Source organism: Nonomuraea sp. NPDC059194, assembly GCF_042754765.1.
Classification (GTDB): Bacteria; Actinomycetota; Actinomycetes; order Streptosporangiales; family Streptosporangiaceae; genus Nonomuraea.
This window is the reverse complement of the sequence record NZ_JBHZBH010000001.1, coordinates 475,746-488,529: the sequence shown is the minus strand read 5'-3', so window position 1 is coordinate 488,529 and position 12,784 is coordinate 475,746. Positions and strand designations below refer to the sequence as shown.

Genomic DNA, 12,784 nt, shown 5'->3' with positions numbered 1-12,784 from the left:
GTCTTGGGGCCTACAGCTAGCCATCTGTCGCCGGGGGACGAAATCCCAGCGTCCAGGCTTTGAGTTGGCCGAAAGTCCGGCTCGCGGGCTTGACGTTTCCGCTCGGACGGGCGATGCTGCGGACAACGTGGAGCATGCAGCGAGAGCGAAGTGGACAGGCGTGTGCCGTTCGGCTACACTGCCCCTTTGCGCTGCCCTTTGACGACCCGCTTCTCTTGCTCACGTTGCGAGGTTGTCTGGCGTGCGTGTAGTCAGTCCGCCGCGAGCCCTCGGAAGGACATCTGTTGGCAGCCTCGCGCAACGCCTCCGCCGTACCCGCCGGTCCCCGTCGCGTTTCGTTTTCGCGTATCCAGGAGCCCCTCGAAGTTCCTGACCTTCTCGCTCTGCAGACCGAGTCATTCGACTGGCTGCTCGGCAACGAGAAGTGGAAGGCCCGGGTCGAGGCGGCTCGCCAGGCCGGGCGCAAGGACGTCCCGATCCAGTCGGGCCTCGAGGAGATCTTTGAGGAGATCAGTCCCATCGAGGACTTCTCGGGGACCATGTCCTTGTCGTTCCGCGACCACCGGTTCGAGCCGCCCAAGTACTCAGTCGATGAGTGCAAAGACAAGGACATGACCTTCTCCGCCCCGATGTTCGTGACGGCGGAGTTCATCAATAACACCACTGGTGAGATCAAGAGCCAGACGGTGTTCATGGGCGATTTCCCGCTCATGACGCCGAAGGGCACCTTCATCATCAACGGCACCGAGCGTGTCGTGGTCTCGCAGCTCGTCAGGTCGCCGGGCGTCTACTTCGACCGTAGTGTCGACAAGACCTCCGACAAGGATCTGTACGGTTGCAGGGTCATCCCGTCTCGGGGTGCCTGGCTTGAGTTCGAGATCGACAAGCGCGACAGCGTCGGTGTGCGCATCGACCGCAAGCGCAAGCAGGCCGTCACCGTGCTTCTCAAGGCACTGGGATGGACCAACGAACAGATCCTCGAGCGGTTCGGCCAGTACGAGTCGATGCGGGCCACCCTGGAGAAGGACCACACCGCCGGCCAGGATGACGCCCTGCTCGACATCTACCGCAAGCTGCGGCCGGGTGAGCCGCCGACCAAGGAGTCGGCGCAGACCCTGCTGGAGAACCTCTACTTCAACCCCAAGCGGTACGACCTGGCCAAGGTCGGTCGTTACAAGATCAACAAGAAGCTCGGGGCCGACTCGGAGATCACCCAGGGCACGCTGACCGAAGAGGACATCGTCGCCACCATCGAGTACATCGTCAGGCTGCACGCCGGCGAGGAGTCGATGCCGGGTGCCGGGGACCGTGAGGTCATCGTCGAGACCGACGACATCGACCACTTCGGCAACCGCCGTCTGCGCAGCGTCGGCGAGCTCATCCAGAACCAGGTCCGCCTGGGCCTGGCCCGTATGGAGCGCGTCGTCCGCGAGCGGATGACCACGCAGGACGTCGAGGCCATCACGCCGCAGACCCTGATCAACATCCGCCCGGTGGTGGCGTCGATCAAGGAGTTCTTCGGCACCTCGCAGCTGTCGCAGTTCATGGACCAGACCAACCCGCTGGCCGGGCTGACGCACAAGCGGCGTCTGTCCGCGCTGGGCCCCGGTGGTCTGTCGCGTGAGCGGGCCGGCTTCGAGGTCCGTGACGTGCACCCGTCCCACTACGGCCGGATGTGCCCGATCGAGACCCCTGAAGGCCCGAACATCGGCCTGATCGGCTCGCTCGCCTCCTACGGCCGCATCAACGCCTTCGGCTTCGTCGAGACGCCCTACCGCAAGGTCGTCGACGGCAAGGTGACCGAGCAGATCGACTACCTCACGGCCGACGAGGAAGACCGTTACGTCAAGGCACAGGCCAACACCGTGCTGAACGCCGACGGTTCGTTCGCCGAGCCGCGCGTCCTGGTGCGTACCAAGGGCGGTGAGACCGAGCTCGCGCGTGCCGAGGAGGTCGACTACGTCGACGTCTCCGCGCGCCAGATGGTCTCCGTCGCGACCGCGATGATCCCCTTCCTGGAGCACGACGACGCCAACCGCGCGCTCATGGGCTCCAACATGCAGCGGCAGTCCGTGCCGCTGCTGAAGAGCGAGGCGCCGCTGGTCGGCACCGGCATGGAATACCGTGCCGCGACCGACGCCGGCGACGTCATCAGCGCCGAGAAGGCCGGTGTGGTCGAGGAGGTCTCCGCCGACTACGTCACCGTCATGAACGACGACGGCACGCGCACCACCTACCGTGTCGCCAAGTTCAAGCGGTCCAACCAGGGCACCTCCTTCAACCAGAAGCCCATCGTCGCCGAGGGCGACAGGGTCGAGGTCAACCAGGTCATCGCCGACGGCCCGTGCACCGACCAGGGCGAGATGGCCCTGGGCAAGAACCTTCTCGTGGCGTTCATGCCGTGGGAGGGCCACAACTACGAAGACGCGATCATCCTTTCCCAGCGTCTGGTGCAGGACGACGTCCTGTCCTCGATCCACATCGAGGAGCACGAGGTCGACGCCCGCGACACCAAGCTGGGCCCCGAGGAGATCACCAGGGACATCCCCAATGTCTCCGAGGAAGTCCTGGCCGACCTCGACGAGCGCGGCATCATCCGCATCGGCGCCGAGGTCGTTCCCGGTGACATCCTGGTCGGCAAGGTCACGCCCAAGGGTGAGACCGAGCTGACCCCGGAGGAGCGCCTGCTGCGCGCGATCTTCGGTGAGAAGGCGCGTGAGGTCCGCGACACCTCGCTGAAGGTGCCGCACGGTGAGTCCGGCAAGGTCATCGGCGTCCGCGTGTTCAGCCGCGAGGAGGGCGACGAGCTTCCCCCCGGTGTCAACGAGCTGGTCCGCGTCTACGTGGCCCAGAAGCGTAAGATCACCGACGGTGACAAGCTCGCCGGCCGTCACGGCAACAAGGGCGTCATCTCCAAGATCCTTCCCGTCGAGGACATGCCGTTCCTGGAGGACGGCACGCCCGTCGACATCATCCTCAACCCCCTCGGTGTGCCCGGTCGAATGAACGTCGGCCAGGTGCTGGAGACCCACCTCGGGTGGATCGCCGCCAGAGGCTGGGACATCTCGGGCATCGAGGAGGCGTGGGCCGAGCGGCTGCGCGACAAGGGCTTCGGCCACGTCGAGCCGCGCACCAACGTCGCCACCCCGGTGTTCGACGGCGCCCACGAGGAGGAGATCGTCGGCCTGCTCAGCAACACCATCGCCAACCGCGACGGTGACCGCATGGTGCAGGAGACCGGCAAGGCCAAGCTGTTCGACGGCCGCTCCGGCGAGCCGTTCCCGTACCCGATCTCGGTCGGCTACATCTACATCCTGAAGCTGCTGCACCTGGTCGACGACAAGATCCACGCCCGGTCGACCGGCCCGTACTCGATGATCACCCAGCAGCCGCTGGGCGGTAAGGCGCAGTTCGGTGGACAGCGCTTCGGCGAGATGGAGGTGTGGGCCCTCGAGGCCTACGGCGCCGCCTACGCCCTGCAGGAGCTGCTCACCATCAAGTCCGACGACGTCCTGGGCCGGGTCAAGGTCTACGAGGCGATCGTCAAGGGCGAGAACATTCCCGAGCCCGGCATTCCCGAGTCCTTCAAGGTCCTCATCAAGGAAATGCAGTCGCTGTGCCTGAACGTCGAGGTGCTCTCCAAGGACGGCATGTCCATCGAGATGCGCGACACCGACGAGGACGTCTTCAGGGCGGCCGAGGAGCTCGGTATCGATCTGTCGCGGCGCGAGCCGAGCAGCGTGGAAGAAGTCTGAGGGGGAGATAGCACATGCTGGACGTCAACTTCTTCGACGAGCTCCGGATCGGCCTTGCCACGGCCGACGACATCCGCCAGTGGTCCCACGGCGAGGTGAAGAAGCCCGAGACCATCAACTACCGGACTCTCAAGCCGGAAAAGGACGGACTCTTCTGCGAGAAGATCTTCGGCCCGACCCGCGACTGGGAGTGCTACTGCGGTAAGTACAAGCGCGTCCGCTTCAAGGGCATCATCTGCGAGCGCTGCGGCGTCGAGGTCACTCGCGCCAAGGTGCGTCGTGAGCGGATGGGCCACATCGAGCTGGCCGCTCCCGTCACCCACATCTGGTACTTCAAGGGCGTTCCCTCGCGCCTTGGCTACCTGCTCGACCTGGCCCCGAAGGACCTGGAGAAGGTCATCTACTTCGCGGCCTACATGATCACGCACGTCGAGACCGAGCTGCGTGACCGTGACCTGCCGTCGCTGGAGGCGAAGATCTCCGTCGAGCGGCAGCACATCGAGCAGCGCCGTGACGCCGACATCGAGGCCAGGCAGAAGAAGCTCGAGGGCGACCTGGCCGAGCTCGAGGCGGCCGGTGCCAAGGGTGACCAGCGCCGCAAGGTCCGTGAGGGCGCCGAGCGCGAGATGCGTCAGCTTCGCGACCGGGCCCAGCGTGAGCTGGACCGCCTCGACGAGGTGTGGAGCCGCTTCAAGAACCTCAAGGTCCAGGACCTCGAGGGCGACGAGATGCTCTACCGCGAGATGCGCGACCGCTTCGGCCGCTACTTCAGGGGCGGCATGGGCGCGCAGGCGATCCAGGAGCGCCTGATCAGCTTCGACCTCGACGCCGAGGCCGAGAACCTGCGCGAGACCATCCGCAGCGGCAAGGGCCAGAAGAAGGCCCGCGCCCTCAAGCGGCTCAAGGTCGTGTCGGCGTTCCTCAACACGACCAACTCGCCGCGCGGCATGGTCCTCGACTGCATCCCTGTCATCCCGCCGGACCTGCGCCCGATGGTGCAGCTCGACGGTGGCAGGTTCGCCACCTCCGACCTCAACGACCTCTACCGTCGTGTGATCAACCGGAACAACCGCCTCAAGCGACTTCTCGACCTCGGCGCGCCCGAGATCATCGTGAACAACGAGAAGCGGATGCTCCAGGAGGCCGTCGACGCGCTGTTCGACAACGGCCGTCGCGGTCGTCCGGTCACGGGTCCCGGTAACCGTCCGCTGAAGTCCCTCAGCGACATGCTGAAGGGCAAGCAGGGCCGCTTCCGCCAGAACCTGCTGGGCAAGCGAGTCGACTACTCCGGCCGTTCGGTCATCGTCGTCGGCCCGCAGCTCAAGCTGCACCAGTGCGGTCTGCCCAAGCAGATGGCGCTGGAGCTGTTCAAGCCGTTCGTCATGAAGCGGCTGGTCGACCTCAACCACGCCCAGAACATCAAGTCGGCCAAGCGCATGGTCGAGCGGGCTCGCCCCGTGGTGTGGGACGTGCTCGAAGAGGTCATCACCGAGCACCCGGTGCTGCTCAACCGCGCGCCCACGCTGCACCGTCTGGGCATCCAGGCGTTCGAACCGCAGTTGGTCGAGGGCAAGGCCATCCAGATCCACCCGCTCGTCTGCACCGCGTTCAACGCGGACTTCGACGGCGACCAGATGGCCGTGCACCTGCCGCTGTCGGCTGAGGCCCAGGCCGAGGCTCGCATCCTGATGCTCTCGACCAACAACATCCTCAAGCCGGCCGACGGCAAGCCCGTGACGATGCCCACCCAGGACATGGTCATCGGCCTCTACTGGCTGACCACGCAGAAGGAAGGCGCGCAGGGCGAGGGCAGGGTCTTCGGCTCGGTGGCCGAGGCGCAGATGGCCTTCGACCGCCGCGAGCTGGACATCCAGGCGAAGATCCAGATCCGGCTCGCCGGTGACGTCCAGCCGCCGCGTGGCTGGGCCGCTCCCGAGGGCTGGGAGCCGGGCGACACCATCCGCCTGGAGACGACCTTCGGCCGGTGCCTGTTCAACCAGACGCTCCCGGCGAACTACCCGTTCGTCAACTTCCAGGTCGGCAAGAAGCAGCTGTCCGCGATCGTCAACGAGCTGGCCGAGACCTACCCCAAGGTCGAAGTCGCCAACTCGCTCGACGCGCTCAAGGACGCGGGCTTCCGCTGGGCGACCCGCTCCGGCGTCACGATCTCCATCGACGACGTCGTCGCGCCGCCCAACAAGGCCGAGATCATGGAGAACTACGAGCGCAGGGCCGACAAGGTCCAGCGTGAGTACGAGCGCGGTCTGATCACCGACGAGGAGCGCCGTCAGGAGCTCATCGAGATCTGGACCCACGCCACGGCGGACGTCGAGACCGACATGGTCAACGCGTTCCCCGCGACGAACCCGGTCTGGATGATGGTCAACTCCGGCGCCCGCGGTAACAAGATGCAGGTGCGTCAGATCGCCGGTATCCGTGGTCTGGTGTCCAACACCAAGGGTGAGACGATCCCGCGGCCGATCAAGGCCTCCTTCCGTGAGGGCCTGTCGGTTCTGGAGTACTTCATCTCCACCCACGGTCAGCGGAAGGGTCTGGCCGACACCGCCCTGCGTACCGCCGACTCGGGTTACCTGACCCGTCGTCTGGTGGACGTCGCGCAGGACGTCATCGTGCGCGAGATCGACTGCGGCACCGACCGCGGGGTCCCGCTGCACGTCGGCGATCGCGACTCGGCCGGCAACCTGGTCAAGGCGGAGAACGCCGAGTCCAACGTGCACGGCCGCATCCTGGCCGAGGACGTCGAGGTCGACGGCAAGATCATCGCCTCGGTGGGTGTCGACATCAACGACAACCACGTCACGGCGCTGGTCGAGGCCGGCATCGAGACCGTCCGCACCCGCAGCGCGCTGGTGTGCGAGGCGAAGATCGGTGTCTGCGCGACCTGCTACGGCCGCTCGCTGGCCACCGGCAAGCTCGTGGACGTCGGCGAGGCGGTCGGCATCATCGCCGCCCAGTCGATCGGTGAGCCCGGCACGCAGCTGACGATGCGTACCTTCCACACCGGTGGTGTGGCGGGCGCCGACATCACCCACGGTCTGCCCCGTGTCCAGGAGCTGTTCGAGGCGCGCATCCCCAAGGGTGTCGCCCCGATCTCCGAGGCCGAGGGCCGGGCTCGCATCGACGAGACCGACAAGACCCGCAAGATCGTGGTCACCCCCGACGATGGTTCGGAGGAGATCGCCTACCCGGTCTCGATGCGCTCGCGCCTGCTCATCCAGGACGGCCAGCACGTGTCGGTGGGCACCCAGCTCATCGCCGGTGCGGTCAACCCGAACGAGGTGCTGCGCATCCTCGGCCCGCGCGCGGTGCAGCTGCACCTGGTGGCCGAGGTCCAGCAGGTCTACCGCTCGCAGGGTGTGTCGATCCACGACAAGCACATCGAGATCATCGTTCGGCAGATGCTCAAGCGCGTCAACGTGCTCGAGTCCGGTGAGACCGACCTGCTGCCCGGTGAGCTCGTCGAGCGTCCGCGCTTCGAGCAGATGAACCGCGAGACCGTCGCCGAGGGTGGCACCCCCGCCGCCGGCCGTCCGGTCCTCATGGGCATTACGAAGGCGTCGCTCGCCACCGAGTCGTGGCTGTCGGCGGCCTCCTTCCAGGAGACGACCAGGGTTCTGACGGACGCGGCGATCCACGCCAAGTCCGACTCGCTCCTGGGCCTGAAGGAGAACGTCATCATCGGTAAGCTCATCCCGGCCGGTACGGGCATGCCCCAGTACCGCAACATCAGGGTCGAGCCGACCGAGGAGGCCAAGGCCGCGATGTACACCGTCGGCGGGTACGACGGCTCGGCCGCGGACTACACCTTCGGCACCGGCAGCGGCGAGGCCGTGCCGCTGGAGGAGTACGACTTCGGTCAGTACAACCGCTAGGCGCCCCGGAACGCCCCGTGTCCTGTCTCACGACAGGATGCGGGGCGTTTCCGTCTTTTCAGCTTCCTGTACGGCAAGCCATTCCACGCGCCACCCTCGGCACGTGGTCGGGCTCTGTCCAGGGGCACGCTCACCGAGCGCACGTGGCGGGCCGCCGCTACGGAAGGCCACTGACGAAGGGTCGCTGACGGTGGGCCGCAATACGGAGGGCCGTGACCGTGGGCCGCCCATCGGGGTGCCGTTGCGGACGGCCGCCGATACCGGGGCTGCCGACACGCGGCCGCTGACGGGAAGTCGCCGATGCGGAGGGCTACAGGTGCGACGGTCGGGGGGCTTGCCGTACAGGAGGGGAAAACGTGTGGCGCAGAAGGGCCGGAGAACTCGGGTGATGCGGGTAAGCTAGACAAGGGTCTGATAGGACCACGGCACGAATGTACGGTCGCAGTAACGGCGACCGGGTCGCAGTCGTTTTGACGTGCTGCGCTGGGCTGGGTAGTCTTGCCCTTCGTGCCCGTAGGTTCGCGGGCCCTCATGCATGCGCTCCGACAGGCGGCGCGGCATGGACCCTCTCCGGCGTATGACAGCGCGGGGGCTCGTGGCTCGACAGAGCGCGACACGCCCGACCGCGTGGGTCGGCGGGAGGGGAAAACTAGCAGGTCATGACACCGGCAGTACCTGCGAAACGCTCAACCTGACGTATTACCGGCCAAGGCACGAACGGAGTGGCAGTGCCCACTATTCAGCAGTTGGTCCGCAAGGGCCGGCAGGACAAGGTCACCAAGACCAAGACTCCTGCCCTCAAGGGGAGCCCGCAGCGTCGCGGCACGTGCCAGCGCGTCTACACCACGACCCCCAAGAAGCCCAACTCGGCACTGCGCAAGGTGGCCCGTGTTCGGCTCACCAACGGCATCGAGGTCACGGCCTACATCCCCGGTGTGGGTCACAACCTGCAGGAGCACTCCATCGTGCTCGTGCGTGGCGGTCGTGTGAAGGACCTGCCGGGTGTTCGCTACAAGATCATCCGTGGTTCGCTCGACACCCAGGGCGTCCGTAACCGCAAGCAGGCCCGCAGCCGCTACGGCACGAAGAAGGAGAAGTAACCATGCCTCGCAAGGGTTCTCCTGGCCGTCGTCAGCTCATGTCTGACCCGGTTTACAGCTCGCCGCTGGTGACCGCGCTCATCAACAAGGTCCTTCTGGACGGCAAGCGCTCCATCGCGCAGTCGATCGTCTACGGGGCCCTCGAGGGCTGCAAGGACAAGACCGGCAACGACCCGGTCGTCACGCTGAAGCGCGCCCTCGACAACGTCAAGCCCACCCTCGAGGTCCGCAGCCGCCGTGTCGGTGGCGCGACCTACCAGGTGCCGGTCGAGGTGCGCGCCGCGCGCAGCACCACCCTGGCCCTGCGTTGGCTGGTGCAGTACTCCCGCGCCCGCCGCGAGAAGACCATGACCGAGCGCCTCATGAACGAGCTCCTCGACGCCAGCAACGGCCTCGGGGCGAGCGTGAAGAAGCGCGAGGACACCCACAAGATGGCCGAGTCCAACAAGGCCTTCGCCCACTACCGCTGGTAACAGCGGGTTCGACGAGACGACGAGGACGCGAGAGAAGTGGCCACCACGACCGCTCTTGACCTGGCCAAGATCCGCAACATCGGGATCATGGCCCACATCGACGCGGGCAAGACCACCACGACCGAGCGCATCCTGTTCTACACCGGCATCAACTACAAGATCGGTGAAGTCCACGAGGGCGCTGCCACGATGGACTGGATGGAGCAGGAGCAGGAGCGCGGCATCACGATCACGTCGGCCGCGACGACCTGTGAGTGGCTCGACCACACCATCAACATCATCGACACTCCTGGTCACGTCGACTTCACCATTGAGGTGGAGCGTTCGCTCCGCGTCCTCGACGGTGCCGTCGCCGTGTTCGACGGTGTCGCCGGTGTCGAGCCGCAGTCGGAGACGGTGTGGCGCCAGGCTGACCGCTATGGCGTGCCGCGCATCTGCTTCGTGAACAAGATGGACCGCGTCGGCGCGGAGTTCCACCGCTGCGTCGACATGATGATCAGCCGTCTGGGTGCGACCCCGGCTGTCATCCAGCTTCCCTGGGGCGTCGAGTCCGGTTTCAAGGGCGTCATCGACCTGGTGAAGATGAAGGGTCTGCTCTGGAGCGAAGAGGCTGCCAAGGGCGAGATGTACGACACCGTCGACATCCCCGCCGAGTACGCCGACGCTGCTCGTGAGTGGCGTGAGAAGCTGGTCGAGACCGTCGCCGAGAACGACGACGAGCTGATGGAGCTCTTCCTCGAGGGCAACGAGCCCACCGAGGAGCAGCTGGTGGCGGCCATCCGCCGCGCCACGCTTGCGAGCGCCATCAACCCGGTCCTGACCGGCACCGCGTTCAAGAACAAGGGCGTTCAGCCCCTGCTCGACGCGATCGTGGCCTACCTCCCCGCCCCGACCGACATCCCGGCCTTCAAGGGCCACGCGGTCAACAACGAGGACGAGGTCGTCGAGCGTCACGCGGACGTCACGGAGCCCTTCTCCGCGCTCGCCTTCAAGATCATGAGCGACCAGCACCTGGGTCGTCTGACCTACATCCGCATCTACTCGGGCACGCTCGAGACCGGCACCGGGGTCGTCAACTCGGTGAAGGGTAAGAAGGAGCGGATCGGCAAGATCTACCAGATGCACGCGAACAAGCGCGAGGAGCGCCCGTCCGCGCACGCTGGTCAGATCGTCGCCGTGATGGGTCTGAAGGACACCACCACGGGTGACACGCTGGCCGACCCGGCTCACCAGGTCGTCCTTGAGTCGATGACGTTCCCCGCGCCGGTCATCAGCGTGGCGATCGAACCCAAGACCAAGGGTGACCAGGAGAAGCTCGGCACCGCGATCCAGCGTCTGGCCGAGGAGGACCCGTCCTTCCAGGTCCGTCGCGACGACGAGACCGGTCAGACGGTCATCCACGGCATGGGCGAGCTTCACCTGGAGATCCTCGTCGACCGTATGCGTCGCGAGTTCAAGGTCGAGGCCAACGTCGGCCGCCCGCAGGTCGCCTACCGCGAGACCATCCGCCGCAAGGTGGAGAAGGTTGACTACACCCACAAGAAGCAGACCGGTGGTTCCGGTCAGTTCGCGCGGGTCATCATCAACCTGGAGCCGCTGGGCGACGGCAACGACGGCTACGAGTTCGAGAACAAGGTTTCGGGTGGTCGTGTCCCGAGGGAGTACATCCCCTCGGTTGACGCGGGCGCCCAGGAGGCGGCCGAGTTCGGCGTGCTCGCCGGTTACCCGATGGTCGGCGTGAAGGTGACGCTGACCGACGGTGCGGCGCACGACGTCGACTCCTCGGAAATGGCCTTCAAGATCGCCGGCTCGATGGCCTTCAAGGAGGCCGCTCGCAAGGCCGACGCAGTCATCCTCGAGCCGATGATGGCCGTTGAGGTCACCACGCCCGAGGACTACATGGGTGATGTCATCGGAGACCTCAACGGTCGCCGCGGGCAGATCCAGTCGATGGACGAGCGCGCAGGCGCCCGCGTCATCGCGGCTCTCGTACCCCTGTCGGAGATGTTCGGCTACGTGGGTGACCTGCGTAGCAAGACGCAGGGGCGCGCGAGCTACAGCATGCAGTTCGACTCCTACGCGGAAGTGCCTCCTGGCATCGCCAAGGAGATCGTCGCGAAGGCCCGGGGCGAATAGTTCCCGAGACCCGACGGCAGAGGGGCGCTGTCCTCTCTGCCCGAAGGCCGGGGCGTTGCGCCCGGAGACTCGCCCGCGGCCCAGCCGCTGGAGAAGAGGTCCGGGAGCACCCCGGAGTCCCTGGTGGGGTGGTCACATGCCGCCCCACCGCCCAGGGGCCGGGCTAAACTCCCGGGCCCGAGTGTGAAGTAAGTCAGTCAGATTCTCTAAGGAGAGAACCAGTGGCTAAGGCCAAGTTCGAGCGGACTAAGCCGCACGTGAACATCGGCACCATTGGGCACATCGACCACGGCAAGACCACTCTGACCGCGGCGATCACCAAGGTGCTCCACGAGCGTTTCCCTGAGCTTAACGAGGCGACCCCGTTCGACAAGATCGACAAGGCGCCCGAGGAGAAGGCTCGTGGCATCACGATCTCGATCGCGCACGTCGAGTACCAGACCGAGAAGCGCCACTACGCTCACGTGGACTGCCCCGGTCACGCCGACTACGTGAAGAACATGATCACCGGTGCCGCTCAGATGGACGGCGCGATCCTCGTGGTCGCCGCCACCGACGGCCCGATGCCGCAGACGAAGGAGCACGTCCTCCTGGCCCGCCAGGTCGGCGTCCCCTACATCGTCGTGGCCCTCAACAAGGCCGACATGGTCGACGACGAGGAGATCCTGGAGCTCGTCGAGCTCGAGGTTCGTGAGCTCCTGTCCGCTCAGGAGTTCCCCGGCGACGACCTGCCGGTCATTCGCGTCTCCGCTCTGAAGGCCCTCGAGGGCGACCAGAAGTGGGGCGACAGCATCATCGAGCTGATGACCGCTGTCGACGAGAGCGTCCCCGAGCCTGCTCGTGACACCGAGAAGCCGTTCCTGATGCCGATCGAGGACGTCTTCTCGATCACCGGTCGCGGCACCGTCGTCACCGGCCGCATCGAGCGCGGTATCGTCAAGGTCAACGAGACGGTCGACATCATCGGCATCCGTACGGAGAAGACCACCACCACGGTCACCGGCGTCGAGATGTTCCGCAAGCTGCTCGACGAGGGCCAGGCGGGTGACAACGTCGGTCTGCTCCTGCGCGGCATCAAGCGTGAGGACGTCGAGCGCGGCCAGTGCATCATCAAGCCGGGCACGACCACCCCGCACACCGAGTTCGATGCCCAGGTCTACATCCTGAGCAAGGACGAGGGCGGCCGCCACACGCCGTTCTTCAACAACTACCGCCCGCAGTTCTACTTCCGTACGACGGACGTGACCGGCGTGGTGAACCTCCCCGAGGGCACCGAGATGGTCATGCCGGGCGACAACACCGAGATGCGCGTTGAGCTGATCCAGCCCATCGCCATGGAGGACGGTCTGAAGTTCGCGATCCGTGAGGGCGGCCGTACGGTCGGCGCCGGTCGCGTCACGAAGATCCTCAAGTAGTACGACCGCTGG

6 protein-coding genes are annotated in these 12,784 nt (G+C 66.0%); all 6 read left to right on the top strand.

Features of this window, described 5'->3' with window-relative positions:
• The first annotated feature begins 284 nt into the window (after positions 1 to 284).
• The gene (gene rpoB, locus ACFXJ8_RS02345) at positions 285 to 3,755 is read left to right on the top strand and encodes a DNA-directed RNA polymerase subunit beta (RefSeq protein ID WP_379641973.1); all 3,471 of its coding nucleotides are present in this window, start codon (positions 285 to 287) and stop codon (positions 3,753 to 3,755) included.
• Between the two features lie 14 nt (positions 3,756 to 3,769).
• On the top strand, positions 3,770 to 7,648 hold the full coding sequence (locus ACFXJ8_RS02340; RefSeq protein ID WP_379641972.1) for a DNA-directed RNA polymerase subunit beta': 3,879 nt from the start codon (positions 3,770 to 3,772) through the stop codon (positions 7,646 to 7,648).
• A gap of 728 nt (positions 7,649 to 8,376) precedes the next feature.
• Positions 8,377 to 8,748: a 30S ribosomal protein S12 gene (gene rpsL / locus ACFXJ8_RS02335; protein ID WP_354906488.1), complete on the top strand. Its 372-nt coding sequence runs from the start codon at positions 8,377 to 8,379 to the stop codon at positions 8,746 to 8,748.
• Positions 8,749 to 8,750: 2 nt separating this feature from the next.
• A complete protein-coding gene (gene rpsG / locus ACFXJ8_RS02330) occupies positions 8,751 to 9,221 on the top strand; it encodes a 30S ribosomal protein S7 (RefSeq protein ID WP_183650905.1) in 471 nt (156 codons plus the stop codon).
• A gap of 87 nt (positions 9,222 to 9,308) precedes the next feature.
• Positions 9,309 to 11,357, top strand: a complete 2,049-nt coding sequence (gene fusA, locus ACFXJ8_RS02325; protein ID WP_379642063.1) for an elongation factor G — start codon at positions 9,309 to 9,311, stop codon at positions 11,355 to 11,357.
• 221 nt (positions 11,358 to 11,578) lie between these two features.
• Entirely contained in the window at positions 11,579 to 12,772 is a 1,194-nt protein-coding gene (tuf, locus tag ACFXJ8_RS02320) for an elongation factor Tu (RefSeq protein ID WP_379641971.1), read from the top strand.
• The last annotated feature ends 12 nt before the right edge of the window (positions 12,773 to 12,784 follow it).

Coding starts and splice junctions, on each gene's coding strand:
- ACFXJ8_RS02340 (WP_379641972.1), top strand. CDS start 3,770: ATGCTGGACGTCAACTTCTTCGACGAGCTCCGGATCGGCCTTGCCACG.
- rpsG (WP_183650905.1), top strand. CDS start 8,751: ATGCCTCGCAAGGGTTCTCCTGGCCGTCGTCAGCTCATGTCTGACCCG.
- fusA (WP_379642063.1), top strand. CDS start 9,309: ATGGCCCACATCGACGCGGGCAAGACCACCACGACCGAGCGCATCCTG.